The organism is Plantibacter sp. M259 (assembly GCF_006065115.1).
Lineage (GTDB): Bacteria > Actinomycetota > Actinomycetes > Actinomycetales > Microbacteriaceae > Plantibacter > Plantibacter auratus.
This window is the reverse complement of record NZ_CP040750.1, coordinates 2,819,737-2,837,303: the sequence shown is the minus strand read 5'-3', so window position 1 is coordinate 2,837,303 and position 17,567 is coordinate 2,819,737. Positions and strand designations below refer to the sequence as shown.

At 70.6% G+C, this 17,567-nt stretch carries 12 protein-coding genes and 2 pseudogenes; 8 read left to right on the top strand and 6 right to left on the bottom strand.

From position 1 onward, the window contains the following. The first annotated feature begins 35 nt into the window (after nucleotides 1-35). A pseudogene (locus FGL15_RS13300) lies at nucleotides 36-1,833 on the top strand (glycoside hydrolase family 15 protein). A gap of 54 nt (nucleotides 1,834-1,887) precedes the next feature. Here the strand turns inward: FGL15_RS13300 and FGL15_RS13295 are convergent. Continuing rightward, a complete protein-coding gene (locus FGL15_RS13295) occupies nucleotides 1,888-2,373 on the bottom strand; it encodes an NUDIX domain-containing protein (protein WP_071262396.1) in 486 nt (161 codons plus the stop codon). A gap of 65 nt (nucleotides 2,374-2,438) precedes the next feature. Here FGL15_RS13295 and FGL15_RS13290 point away from each other — a divergent pair, with 65 nt between their 5' ends. Beyond that, nucleotides 2,439-3,053: an antibiotic biosynthesis monooxygenase gene (locus FGL15_RS13290; RefSeq protein ID WP_086474605.1), complete on the top strand. Its 615-nt coding sequence runs from the start codon at nucleotides 2,439-2,441 to the stop codon at nucleotides 3,051-3,053. A 28-nt stretch (nucleotides 3,054-3,081) separates the two neighbouring features. On the opposite strand, the gene FGL15_RS13285 is transcribed toward FGL15_RS13290, so the two are convergent. Continuing rightward, nucleotides 3,082-4,050 carry an AraC family transcriptional regulator gene (locus tag FGL15_RS13285; RefSeq protein WP_168223400.1) on the bottom strand — a complete coding sequence of 323 codons (969 nt, stop codon included), beginning with the start codon at nucleotides 4,048-4,050 and terminating at the stop codon, nucleotides 3,082-3,084. Nucleotides 4,051-4,149: 99 nt separating this feature from the next. Between FGL15_RS13285 and FGL15_RS13280 the strand changes: the two genes are divergently transcribed. Continuing rightward, nucleotides 4,150-4,632 (top strand): pilus assembly protein CpaE, encoded by a 483-nt coding sequence (locus FGL15_RS13280; protein ID WP_138946395.1) that lies wholly within the window; start codon nucleotides 4,150-4,152, stop codon nucleotides 4,630-4,632. Between the two features lie 46 nt (nucleotides 4,633-4,678). On the opposite strand, the gene FGL15_RS13275 is transcribed toward FGL15_RS13280, so the two are convergent. Then, a complete protein-coding gene (locus FGL15_RS13275) occupies nucleotides 4,679-5,431 on the bottom strand; it encodes an IclR family transcriptional regulator (RefSeq protein ID WP_138946394.1) in 753 nt (250 codons plus the stop codon). A gap of 117 nt (nucleotides 5,432-5,548) precedes the next feature. On the opposite strand from FGL15_RS13275, the gene hutH reads away from it, so the two are divergent. After that, nucleotides 5,549-7,165, top strand: a complete 1,617-nt coding sequence (gene hutH, locus FGL15_RS13270; protein WP_138946393.1) for a histidine ammonia-lyase — start codon at nucleotides 5,549-5,551, stop codon at nucleotides 7,163-7,165. An 875-nt stretch (nucleotides 7,166-8,040) separates the two neighbouring features. Here the strand turns inward: hutH and FGL15_RS13265 are convergent. Together FGL15_RS13265 and FGL15_RS13260 are read right to left on the bottom strand one after the other, a co-directional pair. Continuing rightward, nucleotides 8,041-11,201 (bottom strand): annotated as a pseudogene (locus FGL15_RS13265) (efflux RND transporter permease subunit); the annotation flags it as partial. Between the two features lie 144 nt (nucleotides 11,202-11,345). Beyond that, nucleotides 11,346-12,788 carry a PLP-dependent aminotransferase family protein gene (locus tag FGL15_RS13260; RefSeq protein WP_138946392.1) on the bottom strand — a complete coding sequence of 481 codons (1,443 nt, stop codon included), beginning with the start codon at nucleotides 12,786-12,788 and terminating at the stop codon, nucleotides 11,346-11,348. Nucleotides 12,789-12,851: 63 nt separating this feature from the next. On the opposite strand from FGL15_RS13260, the gene FGL15_RS21545 reads away from it, so the two are divergent. Together FGL15_RS21545 and FGL15_RS21540 are read left to right on the top strand one after the other, a co-directional pair. Then, on the top strand, nucleotides 12,852-13,247 hold the full coding sequence (locus tag FGL15_RS21545; RefSeq protein WP_205858623.1) for a hypothetical protein: 396 nt from the start codon (nucleotides 12,852-12,854) through the stop codon (nucleotides 13,245-13,247). Continuing rightward, nucleotides 13,244-13,516 (top strand): hypothetical protein, encoded by a 273-nt coding sequence (locus FGL15_RS21540; protein WP_205858622.1) that lies wholly within the window; start codon nucleotides 13,244-13,246, stop codon nucleotides 13,514-13,516. The genes FGL15_RS21545 and FGL15_RS21540 overlap by 4 nt, the downstream gene beginning before the upstream one ends. A gap of 109 nt (nucleotides 13,517-13,625) precedes the next feature. On the opposite strand, the gene FGL15_RS13250 is transcribed toward FGL15_RS21540, so the two are convergent. Next, nucleotides 13,626-14,948, bottom strand: a complete 1,323-nt coding sequence (locus tag FGL15_RS13250; protein WP_138946391.1) for a cation:dicarboxylate symporter family transporter — start codon at nucleotides 14,946-14,948, stop codon at nucleotides 13,626-13,628. 199 nt (nucleotides 14,949-15,147) lie between these two features. Between FGL15_RS13250 and FGL15_RS13245 the strand changes: the two genes are divergently transcribed. Next, a complete protein-coding gene (locus FGL15_RS13245; RefSeq protein ID WP_138946390.1) occupies nucleotides 15,148-16,806 on the top strand; it encodes a sensor histidine kinase in 1,659 nt (552 codons plus the stop codon). Then, entirely contained in the window at nucleotides 16,803-17,510 is a 708-nt protein-coding gene (locus tag FGL15_RS13240; RefSeq protein ID WP_138946389.1) for a response regulator, read from the top strand. Before FGL15_RS13245 ends, FGL15_RS13240 begins: the two co-directional genes overlap by 4 nt. Nucleotides 17,511-17,567: the final 57 nt, after the last annotated feature.

Below are 17,567 nucleotides of genomic sequence, written 5' to 3'. Positions count from 1 at the left end.
CAGGCAGGCCCGCGGCGGCGTGGCAGCATGGGTGCATGCCCAGCCCCATCGAGGATTACGCCCTCATCGGTGATTGCCACACCGCCGCGCTCGTGTCGTCGGAAGGCAGCATCGACTGGCTGTGCCTCCCCCGGTTCGACTCGCCGTCGATGTTCGGTGCACTACTCGGCACCGACGACCACGGCTGCTGGACGGTCCGGCCAGCCGACGCGCGGGCGACGGCGAGCCGCGCCTACCTCGACGACACCTTCGTCCTCGAGACCGTCTGGACGACCCCCGACGGCCAGGTGCGTGTGACCGACCTCATGCCCCACGGCGACCGCCGGGCGGATCTGGTCCGCCGGATCGAGGGGCTCAGCGGCACCGTCGCGGTCGACGTCGAGGTGCGCCTCCGCTTCGGGTACGCCGACGCGATCCCGTGGGTGCGGCAGCTCCCGGACGGCTCCGGGATCGTCGCGGTCGCCGGCCCTGACGCCGTCGTGGTCCGCGGCGTGCACCTGACGGCGTCCGATCACGCCCACTCGGCGACCGTCGAGGTCTCCGCGGGCGACACCGTCGACCTCACCCTCACCTGGTACCCTCGCATCGCGAGGTACCGGACCCGGTCGACGTCGGCCCGCGCATCGACCACACGATCGCCTGGTGGCGCGACTGGGCGTCCCGCTGCGATCCCGCCGACGAGTACGAGGAGGCGGTCGTGCGGTCGCTGCTCGTCCTCCGTGCACTCACGCACGAGGACACCGGGGGCATCGTCGCCGCCGCGACCACGAGCCTGCCGGAGTCGTTCGGGGGCGTCCGCAACTGGGACTACCGCTACGTCTGGCTGCGTGACGCCTCGCTGACCCTCGAAGCCCTCATGCAGCACGGCTTCACCGAGGAGGCGCACGACTGGCGCAGGTGGCTCCTCCGGGCGATCGCCGGTGATCCGAACGACCTGCAGATCATGTACGGCCTCGCCGGCGAACGCCACCTCGTGGAGGAGGAGCTCGACAGCCTCCCCGGCTACCTCGGTGCCGCCCCGTGCGCGTCGGCAACGGCGCCTACACGCAGTACCAGGGCGACGTCTTCGGGTCCGTGATGATCGCCCTCGACGAGGCGCGCTCGGTCGGTCTCGCGGACGACGACTTCTCGTGGAGCCTCCAGCGCGCGCTGCTCGGCGTCCTCGAGGAGCACTGGAACCGTCCCGACCGCGGCATCTGGGAGGTCCGAGGCGACGAGCAGCACTTCACCCACTCGCGCGCCATGATCTGGGCGGCGCTCGACCGCGGCGTCCGAGCGGTTCGCGAGCACGGCATGGACGGGCCCGTCGAACGTTGGGAGGCCCTGCGCGAGACCCTCCGCGAGACGATCGAGCGCGAGAACGTCGACCACGCACGCGGGTGCTACGTCCAGCACGCGGGGACGACCGAGGTCGACGCGTCGCTACTCGTGCTCGCGCAGATCGGCTATGTGGCGCCCGACGACCCGCGCATGCTCGCGACCGTGGCCGCGATCGAGGAGGACCTGCTCCAGGACGGTCTGCTCCTGCGCTACCGCACGACGAGCGGGGTCGACGGCTTGCCGGGCGACGAGCACCCGTTCCTCGCGTGCTCGTTCTGGCTCGTGCAGCAGTACGCGGCCTCGGGCCGACTCGACGACGCCCGCGAGCTGATGGACCGGCTGCTGTCCTTCCGCAACGACCTCGGCCTGCTGTCCGAGGAGTACGACGTGCAGCAGGCGCGGCAGGTCGGCAACACCCCGCAGGCGCTCTCGCACCTCACCCTCGTCCGAGCCGCCGACGCCATCGCCGCAGCCGCCTCCTCCTCCAGCCCGCGAACTGTCACCAAACGCTAGTCGCGGGCCCCGGAACTGTCCGCAAGTGACAGTTCGCGGGCAGGTGGAGGGACGTCAGCGGGTGAAGCGGGCCTCGCGCTCGTCGGAGGCGGCGAGCGCGATCCGGGTGCGGAAGTTCTGCGAGACCTGCTCGGGCAGGGCGTCGAGCGGGAACCACCGCGCCTCGGAGTTCTCGCCGTCCGCCGGGTACGGCTCGCCCGACTCGTATCGGCATCGGAACACGAGGTCGATGTACTGCGTGATGTCGCCGTTGTCGTAGACGTTCTGCGGGAGCACCTGCACCTGGGCGAGTCGTTCGGCCACGGCGACCACGGCAGCCTCCTCGAGGACCTCGCGCTCCGCCGCCACCGCAGGCTCCTCGCCCGGGTCGATGATGCCGGTGACCGGCGTCCACGCCCCGTTGTCCTGGCGCCGGACGAGCAGGACCTCAGCCTCCGGCGTCCCGAGACCGCGCAGGACGACCGCGGTCACCCCGGTCAACCACAGGGGCGCGTGCCCGATCCGCTCGCGGAGGGCCAGTACGAAGTCAGGAGTCGCCATGCCTCGACTCTACGGGGGCGGCCGCGGGACACGAGATCGAAACACGAGTGCGGTCTACTGGGCGCATGGAACACGATCCCATCACCGTCTCGATCGAGCGACGCGTCAACCCGGCGTCGATCTCCGAGGCCACCATCTGGGTCCAGGCGGGCATCAACCTGGCGAACCGGTACCCCGGCTTCCTCGGCTCCGGCTGGGTGCGCGCCGGCGCCGAGAGCGACGTCTGGTACATGCTCTACCGCTTCGCGGACGAACAGACGCTCACCGACTGGGAGGAATCGAAGGAACGCGCCTGGTGGCTCTCGAGCGGCCGCGAGTTCATGGAGCAGTCCCGCGTCGAGCGGCGCAGCGGGATCGAGGGATGGTTCGACGCGCCCGACGGCATCCTCCGCGTCGAGGAGGCCGAGCTCTCCGGCGACCCGGACCCGATCCCGCCCGCACCGCCGCGCTGGAAGCAGGCGGTGAGCATCTGGTTGGGCTTCTTCCCGCTCAACCTCGTCTTCACCCTCCTCGTCACGGCGCTCGTGCCCGGGTGGGAACCGCTCGGCGTGTTCCTCCACGTGCTCATCTCGACGCTCATCCTGACGCCGATCATGACCTACTGGCTCCTGCCACTCGTCACGAGGCTGCTGCGGCCCTGGTTGACGGCCCCACGTCGAAGCGGGCGCACCGCAGGCTGATCCGGCGCACTCGGACGGCGCCACGACGTCAGGCGTCCTCCGCCTTCGTCTGCTCCCGGAACTGGCTCGGGCTGAGACCGGTGTGCGCCACGACCGCTCGTCGGAGGTGCGCCTGGGAGTGGTAGCCGCATCGGGCCGCGACCTCGGCGATCGACAGGCTCCGGTGGTCGGGGTCCGAGAGGAGGGCGAGCGCGAGCTGCACCCGCCGCTCGGCGATCTCGCCCGCGGCGCTCGTGCCCGAGCCCTCGAACACCCGCTGCAGGGACCTGGTCGACATGTTGAAGCGACGCGCCAGCGTCTCCGGTCGCAGCTCCCGCTCGGCGAAGGACGCGGCGATGTGCTCGATGATCCGGAGCCGGAGCGGAACCCGTCCGGCCTCACCCTCAGCCCGGAAGAGGTCGTTCTCCGCGTAGAGCGTCGCGAGCATCGTGTCGATCACGCGGCAGAGTCTGAGCTGCGCGGCGCCGCCGATCGGTTCGAACGCGGAGATGACCTCCACGAGGAATGCGGCGCTCCCCCGCAGCAGCGGCGACGGCGCCAACGGGCCGAGGGCACTCGTCGGGGTGATGCCGAGGCGGCGGAGCGCACGCATCGGAACGAACACGTACAGATAGGTCGCATGGTCGTGGATCGTCGTCCGGTACGTCTCGGCACCCTCCGTGAGCGTCCCGGTCCCGGGGAGCAGGTCGAGTTGCTGTCGGCCATGGACCAGGCTGGCGGCGCCCTCGATGAGCATCACGATCGTCGCGACCGGCTCATCGAGCCCGTAGGCGTCGGCGACGAGGTCGAACGTCCCGGGTCCGACGGTGTTGCGATGGACGACGTACTCGCCGAGCATGACCGAGTCGACGGTCATCGAGAACCGATCGGGGTCCACGTCCACGAATCGGAGGGCGCCCGACACCTCGCGCATCCCGGCCGCACCCTCGAACCGTCGTGTGGTGACGCGGCCGCGCGCAGGGAACCGACCGGAGAGGCCATCATCAGGTGCGGGCATCATCGGACCCTTCGAAGAGATCCTCCACCCTCGCACAGGGTTCCATCCGAATCGAGGGGTTGCCAGCCGCATCGCGCAGTGGTCGGCGATACTGGACTGATGATCTCCGCTGACCTCGCCCGAGCGCTCCGCACCGCCGGCCTGCGCTGGACCCCCGAACCCGGCGACCGTTTCACCATCGACGGTGGCGAGCTGGCCGGCGACGTGTTCACGGTCAGCGAGATGACCGTCGAGGTGCACGAGCACCCGGGTGGCCGCAGCTTCGGCTTCAACGGCACGACCGAGTGGGCGTTGGACTCCGTCGATCAGGAGGAGACGCTCTGGCTGCCGTCGGAACACCAGCTGCGCGCTCTGCTGCGTGGCTCGTTCCGGTCGCTCGAGCGCGCGGTGTCCCCGACGGCACCGACCGACGGCGAGCCGACGCTCGACGACGAACTCGACGTCCTCCTGTCGTTGGGCGACGCCGAGGCGTACACCGTCGTGGTCGAGCTCGGCGGCGAACTGCGACGGTTCAGCGCCGCGACGGCCCCCGACGCCTACGCGACCGCACTGCTCGAGCTCATCCTGCGCTCGGTCGCCTGACCACGGTTCCGGAACCGCCGCACCGCCCGCACGCACCGCCGACCGCTCAGCGACCCCGGATCCGCCGGGACAGCTCGGCCGCCGCCGGGTGGATCTCGCGGGCCAACCACGCCGGGTCGAGCCCGGCATCGGCGTCGTAGGTGACCGCGATCGCTGCCGCCGGCCACCCCGTGTGGTCGCGGACGACCACCCCGACACTCGCGAGACCGACCGTGACCCCGCCAGCTTCGCGCGCATAGCCGTCCTGGGTCGTCTGTGCCAGGACCTGCCGGAGCTCCCGGTACCGCTTCGGCCCGTGGCCGGTGCGGTCGACGAACGCCGCCTGGTCGGGGAACAGGGCGCGCAGCTGGCCGGCCGGGAGCGCGGCGAGGATCGCGCAGCCGCTGGCGGTCAGGTGGGCCGGCAGGCGGACGCCGACGTCGGTGACGAGGTGCGGCCGACGCGGGGCCCGCTCGTCCACGATGTAGAGCACGTCCCGGCCGTGCAGCACGGCGAGATGCGCGCTCTCTCCCACCCGGTCGACCAGCTCGGCGAGCAGCGGGCGCCCGAGCATGCTGAGCGGCTCCTGCCGGGCATACCCGCCGGAGAGTTCGAAGGCGGCGACCCCGAGCCCGTAGCGACGGGCTTCGGGCAGGTGGACCACGAAGCCGTGCTCCTGCAGCACGCTGAGGAGGTGGTAGACCGTCGATCTCGGCAGGTCGAGTGCCGAGGCGATGGCTGCCGCCGGAAGCGGGCCGCGGGCGCCGGCGAGATGGCTCAGCACGCGCAGGGTGGCGTCGGCTGCCGGGACCTGACTCACCGTGGGCCTCGTCTCCGCGGCTCGAACGCGGCCGCCTGGTCGTCCATGTCTGTCATCCCAGACACGGACGACTCTACGCGCACCGCCGCGGTGGGCGCCCGGGTGTTCCATCGGAACATGGACATCCAGCCCGGCACGACCCCGACCACCAGCGACCCGACGACCTCCGGTCGTTCGCATCTCGAGCCCGTCGGCCCGACCTCGGTATCCCTCGGCGCCGGGCCGCTGTCGATCGACGAGGTCGTCGCCGTCGCCAGACACGGCGCGCGGATCGACCTCGACGGCGAGGCCCTCGACGGTGTCGCCGCATCCCGCCGGATCATCGAGGCGCTCGCGTCCGACCCCGAGCCCCACTACGGGATCTCGACCGGGTTCGGTGCGCTCGCGACCACGTTCATCGAGCCGACGCGCCGCGCGCAGTTGCAGGCGAGTCTCGTCCGCTCGCACGCCGCCGGCAGCGGTGAGGTCGTCGAGCGGGAGGTCGTGCGTTCCCTGATGACGCTGCGCCTCTCGACCCTGATGACGGGCCGCACCGGGGTGCGGGTGGAGACGGTCCGCGCCTACGCGGCGATGCTGAACGCCGACATCACCCCGGTCGTGCGCGAGTACGGGTCGCTCGGCTGCTCCGGCGACCTCGCGCCCCTCGCGCACTGCGCGCTGGCGGTGATGGGCGAGGGCGAGGTGACCGACGCGCACGGACGCCGTCGTCCTGCAGCCGACGCCCTCGCCGACGCCGGCCTCGTCCCGGTACAGCTCGCCGAGAAGGAGGGGCTCGCGCTCATCAACGGGACGGACGGCATGCTGGGGATGCTCGCCCTCGCCGTGGACGACCTGCGGATGCTCCTGCGCACCGCCGACGTCGCCGCGGCGATGAGCGTCGAGGGCCTGCTCGGCACGGACGCGGTGTTCGCGGCCGACCTGCAGGCCCTGCGCCCGCAGTCGGGTCAGGCCGAGAGCGCCGCGAACCTGCGGTTGCTGCTCGACGGCTCCCCGATCGTCGCGAGCCACCGGGGTCCTGAGTGCACCCGGGTGCAGGACGCCTACTCACTGCGCTGTGCCCCGCAGGTGCACGGTGCAGCCAGGGACACCGTCGACCACGCCGCGATGGTCGCCGAGCGGGAGCTCGCGAGCGCCGTCGACAACCCGGTGCTCACGCCGGACGGGCGCGTCGAGTCGAACGGGAACTTCCACGGTGCCCCGGTCGCCTACGTGCTCGACTTCCTCGCGATCGCCGTCGCCGATGTCGCGTCCATGTCGGAGCGCCGAACCGACCGTTTCCTGGACCGGAGCCGGAACAACGGCCTCCCGCCGTTCCTCGCGCACGAGGTCGGTGTCGACTCGGGCCTCATGATCGCCCAGTACACGGCGGCCGGCATCGTGAGCGAGCTGAAGCGCCTGGCGCACCCGGCGTCCGTCGACTCGATCCCGTCCTCCGCGATGCAGGAGGACCACGTCTCGATGGGTTGGGCGGCGGCGCGGAAGCTCCAGAGGGCGATCGACGGTCTCAGCCGGGTGCTGGCGATCGAGGTCATGACGTCAGCCCGGGGCCTCGACCTGCGCGGCCCGCTCGAGCCGGCCGTCGGCACCGGGGCGGTGCTCCGCCGGGTGCGTGAGCAGGTCACGGGTCCCGGCCCTGACCGGTTCCTCTCCCCTGAGATCGAGGCGGTCACCGCGCTGGTGCAGTCTGGCGAGGTCGTGCGGGCGGTCACCGGCGCGGTCGGCGATCTCCGCTGAGTCGGGCGTCACACGACGAAGCCCTCGGGTGCCGGTGACGGCGTTCCCGAGGGCTTCGTATCGAACGGCTCGAGCCTCAGCTCAGCGACCGAGCGGCAGGTGGTCGATCACGGCCACTGCGCGCGGCGACGCTTCGGCCGTTCGGTGCCGGGTGCCGTATCGGCGTCAGGCGTCGGTTCGGCGTCAGGCGTCGGTTCGGAGTCAGACGTCGGTTCGGCCTCAGACGTCGGTTCGGCGTCAGACGTTGGCGCAGTGTCGCTCGTCGGGCTGGAGTCAGCAGGGCGCTCGGACTCCGCCGCCGGCTCAGCCTCTCCGACCGGCTCCGTCTCCAGGACCGGTTCAGCCTGCACGTCCGGCCCAGGCTGCACCGCTGGGGCGGCGTGCTCGCCGGAATGCACGACCTCGTCCGCAGGGGCGTCGGACACCGCGTCGGGAAGGGTGATCGCCTCGGTGCGCGGCAGCTCGTCACCCGTCGCCACATGCGCCCCGTGCACCTCGTGGGCTTCGTGCACCTCGTGCGCGGCGGGCCGCGTCATCGGTCGATCCACCGCCGGCTCACTCGGTGCATCGACCGGCGGCTCGGTCGCCGCATCCGAGTCCGTGGGAACAGCATCGACAGGTTCGGCGTCGGCGGGAACCGAATCGGTCGGGGCCACCTCCGCCGGTTCCGCGTCAGCGGGAGCGGCGTCGTCTGGAGCCGCGTCCACCGGAGCGACGTACGCCGAGTCCGACGGAACGGATGCGTCAGTCTCGCTCGGTGCGGTTGCAGCGCTTCCGCCACCGGCGCCGACGAGGACCGGCTCCTCCGCGGGGACCGTCGCGGCCCGCGGCCCCTCGATCGCGGCGACCGTGCGCGGCGTCGGCTTCGGCTCGGCTGCAGCCCGCCGCTGCTCGCGACGTTCCCGGAACCCCTCGACGAGGTTGTAGAGGGTCGGGAGCACGACGAGCGTCAGGATGGTCGACGAGACGAGCCCGCCGATGACGACGATCGCGAGCGGCTGCGAGATGAAACCACCGTGCCCGGTGATGCCGAGTGCCATCGGGGTGAGGGCGAAGATCGTCGCGAGCGCCGTCATGAGGATCGGGCGGAGCCTGCGTGCGGCACCGTGCTCGACGGCCTCGATGACCGTCATGCCGCGTCGCCGGTACTGGTTCACGAGGTCGACCAGCACGATCGCGTTCGTCACGACGATACCGATGAGCATCAGCACGCCGATGAGCGACGGGACGCCGAGCGGCACGCCGGTGATGATCTGGAGCCCGATCGCGCCGGTCGCGGCGAAGGGTACCGACACCAGCAGCAGGAGCGGTTGCCGCAGCGAACGGAACGTCGCGACCATGATGACGTAGACGATGAGGATCGCCGCGAGGAGCGCGAGGCCCAGCTGTCCGAACGCGTCGCTCTGCGATGCCGTGACACCCCCGAGGGTCGCCGTGGTGCCGGCGGGCAACTTGACGTCGTCGATCGCCGTCTGCACCTCGGCGCTGGCGGTACCGAGGTTGTCGCTGCCCGGCGTCGCACTGATCGTGGCCGAGCGAAGCCCCTTGACGGTCGAGATCGTCGCGGGTCCGTCGACCTGCGAGACCGTCGCGAGGGTGTCGAGGCGTTTCGGGCCGGTAGCGGTCGGGACCTCCGTCGCCGCGAGGGCGTCGACGGTGGTCGGCGGGTCCTGGGCGTCGACGTAGATGGTGAGCGTGGTGTCGTCGATGACGATGGAGCCCACGGTGGTCGGCTGCATGAGCTGCGAGACGTACGCACCGAGCGCGACCTCGCTGAACCCTGCGGCGGCAGCGGCGTCGCGGTCGACGGCCACTTGGACGTACGGTCGCGATTCGCTGAGGTTGCTCGTGACCTGGTCGATGCCGTCGAGGCCGGTGACGGCCTGCTGGATCGCGTCGGCGGCCTTCGCGAGATCGCTCTGCCGGGCCGAGGTGATGTCGATCTCGATGTCGCTCGACCCGCCGAAGCCCGCGGACGCGGCGACCTCGATCTCTCCGACGTCGTCGAGCCCGGACAGGTCCTTGCGGACCGTCTTCTGGAGTGCCGTCTGGTCGGCGTCTTCGCTCGTCGTGATCGAGTAGGTGATGGCGCCGCCACCGCCGCCCGAGAACGCGTCGCGCAAGGAGCTTCCGCTCGACCCGATCGAGAGCTGGACGGTGTCGATGCCGTCGATGTCGCGCAGCTTCGTCTCGACCTGCTTCGCCGCCGCGTCCTGGGCGTCGAGGCTCGTCCCGACCGGCAGGGTCTGCGTGACCGTCAGCGTGTTCTGGCCGGAGTCGCCGAGGAAGTTGGTCTTCATGAACGGCGTGAGTGCGAAGGTGCCGACGAGCACCAGCACCGACAGCAGCAGCGTGGTGACCGAGTGTTTGAGGGTCCAGTGGATGATCGGGAGGTACGCCTTCTGGAGCCGTGACGGCTTCTCGAGGTCGTCTTCGTCCTGCACGCTGACGCGACGCTCTCGGCGGCTCCGGACCGGTCCGGTCGTCGCGTCGGACGGCGCCTCCTCAGCTGCGGCTGCGGCTGCGAGGCGCTGGGCCTTCGGGGCGCGGAGGAACCAGTAGGCGAGCACGGGCACGATGGTGAGCGCGACGAGGAGCGACGCGAGCAGGGCGATCGTGACGGTGAGGGCGAAGGGGCGGAAGAGTTCGCCGGTGACGTCGCCGACGAACGCGATGGGCAGGAACACGGCCACCGTGGTGATGGTCGAGGCGGTGATCGCGCCCGCGACCTCCTGGACGGCGCTCAGGATCGACCCGGCGCGCTGCGCACCCGTGCGGTTGTCGCCGAAGGAGAGGTGCCGCTTGATGTTCTCGATGACGACGATGGAGTCGTCGACCACGCGCCCGATGGCGATCGTCAGCGCGCCCAGCGTGAGGATGTTGAGCGAGTACTCGGCGACCTGCAGCCCGATGAAGGTGATGAGCACGGACGTCGGGATGGAGATCGCCGTCACGAGCGTGGCCCGGACGTCGAGGAGGAACACGAGGATGATCAGCACCGCGAAGACGAGGCCGAGCAGGCCTTCCGTCGTCAGGGCCTCGATGGACTGCTCGATGTAGGGCGCCTGATCGAAGACGACGGTGAGTTTGGCGTCGGACCCGATGGTGCGCTCGAGCTCGGGGAGGATGTCGCGCACACCCTGCGAGACCTCGACGGTGTTCGCCGCGGGCAGTTTGGTGACGGCGATGGTGAGCGCAGGCTCGCCGTCGACGCGCGAGATCGACGTGATCGGGTCGTCGCTCAGGGCGACCGTCGCGACGTCGCCGATGGTCAGGACGGAGCCGTCGGCGGCGAAGGCGCCCGTGATCGGCAGGGCGGCGATGTCGTCGACCGAGGTGAGCTTCGTTCCTGTTTGCACGGAGAACGTCTTGTCGCCTTCGGTGATGTCGCCCGCGGGCTGCAGGGAGCCGTTCTGCTGCAGCGTCGTCCCGATGACCCGGCTGGTCTGCCCCGCGAGCGCCAGTTTGGCGTCGTCGGGGGTGATCGTGACCCGCTTGCCCACCTCACCGACGATCGCCGCGTCGCGGACGCCGTCGACGTCCTTGATGTCGGGGACCACGGAGCTCGAGAGCACCTCGGCCAGGGAGTCCTGGTCGGCCGCACCGGACACGGCGATCTGGATCACGGGGAGGTCGTCGATGCTGCCGCTGACCACCTGCGGGTCGACGGTGTCGGGCAGGGTCGACTTGATGCGGTTGATCGCCTGGGTGATCTTCTGCTCGGCGGTCGCGAGGTCCGTGCCGTAGGTGAAGGTCGCGCTGATGAGGCTCGTGTTCGTGCTCGACGTCGCCGAGGTGGACTCGATGCCCGGCACACCCTGGATCGCGGTCTCGATCGGGGTCGAGACGTCGTCGTTGACGACCTCGGGCGCCGCCCCGGGTAGCTCGTGATGATCGCGAGCTGCGGGAACTGGACCGATGGGATGAGCTCCTGCTTGAGGCCGCCCACCGCCAGGACGCCGAACACGGCGGCCACGATGGTGACGAGCGCGATCAACGCGCGGTTCTTCATGCTGAGGACGGAGAGCAGGTGCACGGAGCCGCTTTCGGTTGATGCGAGAGGTGCCGACTCTGCAAGTATGTCACCGCACACCCGTCCGACGGCGGTCTCGCGCGGAGGCTCGACACGGCACGCACGAGCACTGCGTGTGGAGCGGTGTCACGCTCGTCGGAGACGAGGTCAGACGACGTCTTCGAGGTAGTCCAGGGCCGGCACGTGCCCGAACATCGCGGAGTGCCACGTCTGCGTCAGCAGCTCGACCGCCTGCTCCGTCTGGGCCCACGGATAGCTGATCGGGATGCGCAGGTAACGCTCGAACGCACCGTCGATCCCGAACCGCGGCCCCGCGACGATCACGAGCCCGTGGCTCCGAGCCGCGAGCGAGAGCTGCGATGACGCGGCCTCGCCGAGGTTCACCCAGGTGGCGATCCCACCGTCGACCCGCGGCACGGTCCACTCGGGGAGGCGGTCGGCCAGGAGGTCGACGAGCCGGTCGCGGGTCTCGCCGAGCGCGACCCCGCGCCGGGTGACGATACCGTCCATCGCCGGCATCAACTGTTGGACGGTCAGCTGGTCGAGGATCGGGGTGCCGAGATCGCCCAGCGAGCGTGCCGAGACGAGCTTCCTGATCGTGCCGCGCTCGGCCCGGATCCACCCGATGCGGAGGCCGCCCCAGATCGTCTTGCCCACCGAGCCGATCGTGATGATCGACGCCGGCGCGCCCTGGAGTGCGGCGAACGGGGTGCCGTCGAGGCCCTCGTCCGTCGGCCGGTCGATGTCGAGCTCGGCCGTGGTCTCGTCGATCACGAGCACCGTCCCGTGCCGCTCGGCGGCAGCGGCGACCCGGCGGCGGGTCTCGAGCGGCATCGACGCCCCGGTCGGGTTGTGGAAGTCCGGCATGAGGTAGGCCATCGCAGGGCTCGTGCGCTCGAACCACTGCTCGAGTTCGCGGACGTCCCAGCCGGTCTCCGAGGAGACGGTCGCCGCGCCGAGCCTGGCCCCGGCCGCCCGGAGCGCCTCGTAGGCGTGGGGATAGCTCGGCATCTCGACGAGGACGCGGTCACCGCGGCTGAGCAGGGTGCGGGCGATGAGCGCGATCGCGTGCTGGGCCCCGACGGTCACCATGATCTCGTCGGGGTCGGTGGGCAAGCCGCGCGCGGTGTAGCGGTCGGCGATGGCCTGCCGGAGCTCGGGCATGCCGACGAGGTCGTAGTCGAAGTCGTGCATGTACCGCGGCAGTTCTGCGGCGGCGGTGGCGACGGCGTCGATGATCTCGGGGCACGGCGGGACGGCCGCCTTGCTGAAGTCGAGGAACCCGCCCTGTGGCACGGGTGCCAGCGCAGTGGGTGCCGACGGCAGGAGGGTGACGCTGCCGGAACCGCGGATGCTGCGGAGGTAACCGGCTTCGCGCAGTTCGCGGTACGCCGCGGTGACCGTGGTGCGGCTCAGCGCGAGCCGATCGGCCAGTTCCCGCTCGGCCGGCAGACGGGTGCCGACGGGGATGCGTCCGTCGAGGACGAGGAGTCGGATGCGGTCGGCGAGACCGCGGTACGCGGGTGCAGCGGTCTTCCACTGCCCGAGCAGGGCGGCGAGCGATCGGGCACTCAGGGTGATGGAAGCCATTGAACCACGATACCCGGATTGGCCTCTAGCGCCAAAGCCAATCGTGCAATTGGATTGTCCACCATGACCCGTCGTGTGCTCCAACTCCTCATCGGCCTCTTCCTGTACGGCATCGCCATCGCGATGATCGTGCGCGGTGCCGTCGGCGTCGCCCCGTGGGACGTCCTCACCCAGGGACTCAACCTGCGGACCGGCCTGAGCTTCGGACTCATCACGATCATCGTCGGCGGGCTCGTGCTCCTCGCCTGGATCCCGCTCAAGCAGCGGCCGGGTGTCGGCACCGTCCTGAACGTCCTCCTCGTGGGCCCTCGGCCGACATCGGGCTGGCGTTCATCCCCGCGGACCTCGACCTGTGGGCGCGCATCCTGCTGTTCGCCGGCGGGCTGCTCCTCCTCGGCGTCGCCTCCGGCCTCTACATCGGCGGCAACTTCGGCCCCGGCCCGCGGGACGGCCTCATGACCGGCATCCACCGTGTCACCGGGTGGCCGATCTGGGTCGGGCGCACGGGCGTGGAGCTCGTCGTCCTTGGCGTCGGGTGGTTGCTCGGCGGGAACGTCGGCATCGGAACGGTGGTCTTCGCCGTGCTCATCGGCCCGATCTGCGGCTACACGATCCCGTTGTTCCGGATCGCTCCGCGGACGGAGCGGTCAACCACCACCGTGGACGAGGCGGTGCTCGAGGGCGACACCCCGCCGTCGAAGCCGATCGTCGACTCCCCGGCCAACTGAACGCCCTTCGACAGGCTCAGGGACCGGGAGCGACAGGCTCAGGGACCGGATGTCCGGTTCCTGAGCCTGTCGAAGGGCAGGAACCGCCCCCTGTCGAAGGGCCTGCTGATCAGCGCTTCGCCACCGCCACCGCGCCCGTGTGGTCGTCGACGCTCATGGTCGCCTCGTCGAACCGCGAGCGACCGGAGAGGACCTCGCCGACCTGCACCCGGTCGACCTCCTTCACCCACGTGCCGATGATGATCGTGGCGACCGCGTTGCCGGTGAAGTTCGTGAGCGCACGCGCCTCCGACATGAAGCGGTCGATGCCGACGATGAGGCCGACCCCGTCGACGAGGTCGGGGCGGTTGGCCTGCAGGCCGCCGGCGAGGGTCGCGAGACCGGCGCCGGTGACGCCCGCGGCGCCCTTCGACGCGATGATCATGAACACGAGCAGCGAGATCTGCTCCCCGAGGTTCATCGGGACGCCCATGACGTCGGCGATGAAGATCGACGCCATGGTGAGGTAGATCGCGGTGCCGTCGAGGTTGAAGGAGTACCCCGTCGGGACGGTGATGCCGACGACCGGCTTGGAGACACCGAGGTGTTCCATCTTCGCGATCAGTCGCGGCAGCGCGGCCTCGGAGGAGGAGGTGCCGACGATGAGGAGGTACTCGCGGCCGAGGTACTTCATGAGCTTGAAGATGTTGAAGCCCGTCGCGAGGCGCAGGACGCCACCGAGCACGACGACGATGAACAACGCGCAGGTGATGTAGAACGCGATCATGAGCGTGGCGAGCCCGACGAGTGCACTCGCACCGGCGGACCCGGTCACGGCGGCGATCGCGCCGAACGCTCCGATGGGCGCGATCCACATGATCATCGCGAGCACCCGGAACACGAGCGCCTGGATGAGCTTGATGCCGCGCAGGATCGGTTCTCCCGTCGCGCCCATCTTCTGCAGGCCGAAGCCGACGAGCAGGGCGACGAAGAGGACCTGCAGGATGTTGCCGCCGGTCAGGGAGGACACGAGCGTCGTCGGGATGATGCCGAGGATGAACTCGGTCGTGCTCTTGGCCTCCCCCTCGACCTGGTAGCTCGTCTCGGCGAGGTTCAAGCCGGCGCCCGGCTGGATGAGGTTGCCGACGACGAGGCCGATCGCGAGGGCGAAGGTCGACATCACGATGAAGTAGAGCAACGCGAGCCCGCCGACCTTCCCGACGGTCGCGGCCTTCGCGATGGACCCGACGCCGATCACGATGGTGCAGAAGATGACCGGGGCGATCATCATCTTGATCAACGCGACGAAGGCGTCGCCGATGGGCTTGAGCCCCTTCGCGAACTCCGGCGCGGCGAGACCGACGACGATGCCGGCGAGCACCGCGAGGATCACCGCGAGGTAGAGGTAGTGGGTCTTGTCCAGCCGTTTCAGGGAGGAGAGCGTCATTGCCATTCCGGATCCGTTTCGTCGGCCGCGTCAGTGCGGCAGCGGGTGGTCGATCGACCCATGCTGCGACCGCGTCGGCGGATCGACCGGGTTGTGGTCGTAGTGGCCGCTTGTGGTCGTACTGGTCGCGGTCGGCGACACCTGACGCCCTCGTCACCACCGATACTTGAGGGGTCGACGCGACGGAGCAGACGGAGGTGACGCGATGGCCGGTCGGTCCAGGAGCATCGCCTCGCGGCTCTTCCTCGTGCAGCTCGTCGCGGTCGTCGCGATGACGCTCGTCGCCGGTGTCCTGCTCTGGTTCCAGGCCCGCACCGAGACCGAGGACCGCGCGGTCGCGAAATGCCTCGACGTCGCGAACGGCGTCGCGGACAACCCCTACGTCGTCGCGCAGCTCGGCTCGGATCGGCCGTCGGACGCGCTCCAGCCCTACGCCGAGGCACTCATGCGCGACACCGGCGTCGACTTCGTGACGATCATGGCTCCGAATCGCACCCGGTACACGCACCGCGAGCGCGACCAGATCGGCAAGCCGTTCATCGGCACGATCGGACCGGCGCTCGAGGGACGGACCTTCACCGAGACGTACACGGGCACGCTCGGCCCCTCGGTCCGCGCCGTCGCGCCCATCCGTGACGAGGCCGGCGAGGTCGTCGCCCTCGTCGCCGCGGGGGTCACGGTCAGCAACGTGTCCGAGACCTTCGAGACCAGGGTGCCGTGGTTGCTCGGGACGGCCCTCCTCGTGCTCGTCATCGGCGCGATCGGCTCCTGGACGCTCCGCCGCTACCTCGCGCGGGTCACCGGGTCGCGCGGACCGGAGGACCTCGCCAGGATGTTCGACTACTACGAGTCGGTGCTCCACTCGGTGCGCGAGGGGCTCGTCCTCGTGGACCGCCACCGCCGTCTCGTGCTCGTCAACGACCAGGCTGCCGAACTGCTGGGGCTGCCCCTCGGCGAGCGCTCGCCGGGAACGGTACCGGTCGACGACCTGCCGATCGACGCCGGCCTGCGGGAGCTCCTCGCGAGCGGACGCCAGGCCGTCGACGAGATCCACCTCACGCGCGACCACGTGCTCGTCGTGAACCAGGAGTCGGCGGTCGGTCCGGGCGAGACGGCAGGACCACACCCGCGTGGGTGGGTGATGACGCTCCGCGACCACACCGAGATCGAACACCTGAGCGGCGAGCTGGCCTCGATGCGGACGATGAGTGACGCCCTGCGCTCGCAGACCCACGAGTTCGCGAACCGGCTGCACACGATCGTCTCACTCATCGAACTCGACCGGCGGGAGGAGGCGCTCGACCTCGCGGCGCAGGGGCTCGGAGCGAGTCAGCGGTTGACCGACCGCGTGCTCGCGGCGGAGCAGGAGCCGGTGATCTCGGCCCTGCTGCTCGGCAAGACGGCGCAGGCGGCCGAGCAGGGGGTCGAGCTGCACCTCGAGAGCGACCCGGCGCTCGGGCGCGTGCGCGTCGACCCGGCCGTGATCGTCACCATCCTCGGCAACCTCATCGACAACGCGATCGACGCGGCTTCCGGCGATCGCCCCTGGGTGGAGGTCTACCTCGGGCAGGGGCTGCCGGACGAGCTCGGCGCCGGGCGGTCCGCCGACGCCGAGACGACGGAGCTCGTGATCCAGGTGACCGACAGCGGACCGGGCCTGCCCCCGGAGGCGCTCGACCTCGCGTTCGTGCGCGGCTGGTCGACGAAGGAGCCTGGCCGATACGGTCGGGGGTTCGGTCTCGCGTTGGTCCAGCAGGCGGTGACACGGCTCGGCGGCACGATCGAGGTCGTCCGCGAGCCGTCCTCGGCGTTCGTCGTGACACTGCCGGCCGCGGTCGGGGTCCGGGACGAGGCAGGCACATGAGCGAGCGCATCCGGGTCCTGGTCGTCGAGGACGAACCGATCACCCAGCAGGCCCACGCGTCCTACCTGCGCCGCGTGGAGGGCTTCGAACTCGCCGGTGTGGCGGGCGATGCGGCCACCGCGATGCAGGCGCTGCGGGCCACCGCGGCCAATCGCTCCGCCGACGACCGGATCGACCTCGTCCTGCTCGACCTCAACCTGCCGGACGCGCACGGTCTCGAGCTGTGCCGACGCATCCGGACGGCGGGTATCGACGTCGACGTCATCGCCATCACCGCGGCCCGTGATCTCCGGATCGTCCGAGCGGCGGTCTCGGCGGGCATCGTCCAGTACCTCATCAAACCGTTCGCGTTCCCCGCGTTCGCCGACAAGCTGGAGGCGTATCGCTCCTTCCGGCACACGATGTCGGCGGAGGGTTCGGTGGCGAGCCAGCACGAGGTGGACCTCACCCTCGCCACGCTGCGAGCGCCGTCCTCCCGTCCGCAGTTGGCGAAGGGCCTCTCGGAGGACACCCTGCGCCTGGTCTCGGACCTCCTCCGGCAGGCGACCGGACCGCTCTCCGCGAGCGAAGCGGCAGCCGCCGGGTCCCTGTCGCGGGTGACGGCCAGGCGCTACCTCGAGTACCTCGCCGAGACGGGCGCCGTCGAGCGCTCACCGCGCTACGGCACCCCCGGACGACCGGAGCTCGAGTACCGCTGGCGCTGATCGGATGTCGGTCTCCACCGCGCCCGGGGTCCCTGAGCCACTCCACGGGGTCCCTGA

Excerpts from the sequence above, each read along its gene's own strand:
- FGL15_RS13295 (WP_071262396.1), bottom strand. The coding sequence starts at position 2,373 with ATGGCGACTCCTGACTTCGTACTGGCCCTCCGCGAGCGGATCGGGCAC.
- FGL15_RS13290 (WP_086474605.1), top strand. The coding sequence starts at position 2,439 with ATGGAACACGATCCCATCACCGTCTCGATCGAGCGACGCGTCAACCCG.
- FGL15_RS13285 (WP_168223400.1), bottom strand. The coding sequence starts at position 4,050 with ATGCCCGCACCTGATGATGGCCTCTCCGGTCGGTTCCCTGCGCGCGGC.
- FGL15_RS13280 (WP_138946395.1), top strand. The coding sequence starts at position 4,150 with ATGATCTCCGCTGACCTCGCCCGAGCGCTCCGCACCGCCGGCCTGCGC.
- hutH (WP_138946393.1), top strand. The coding sequence starts at position 5,549 with ATGGACATCCAGCCCGGCACGACCCCGACCACCAGCGACCCGACGACC.
- FGL15_RS13260 (WP_138946392.1), bottom strand. The coding sequence starts at position 12,788 with ATGGCTTCCATCACCCTGAGTGCCCGATCGCTCGCCGCCCTGCTCGGG.
- FGL15_RS21545 (WP_205858623.1), top strand. The coding sequence starts at position 12,852 with ATGACCCGTCGTGTGCTCCAACTCCTCATCGGCCTCTTCCTGTACGGC.
- FGL15_RS21540 (WP_205858622.1), top strand. The coding sequence starts at position 13,244 with ATGACCGGCATCCACCGTGTCACCGGGTGGCCGATCTGGGTCGGGCGC.
- FGL15_RS13250 (WP_138946391.1), bottom strand. The coding sequence starts at position 14,948 with ATGGCAATGACGCTCTCCTCCCTGAAACGGCTGGACAAGACCCACTAC.
- FGL15_RS13245 (WP_138946390.1), top strand. The coding sequence starts at position 15,148 with ATGGCCGGTCGGTCCAGGAGCATCGCCTCGCGGCTCTTCCTCGTGCAG.
- FGL15_RS13240 (WP_138946389.1), top strand. The coding sequence starts at position 16,803 with ATGAGCGAGCGCATCCGGGTCCTGGTCGTCGAGGACGAACCGATCACC.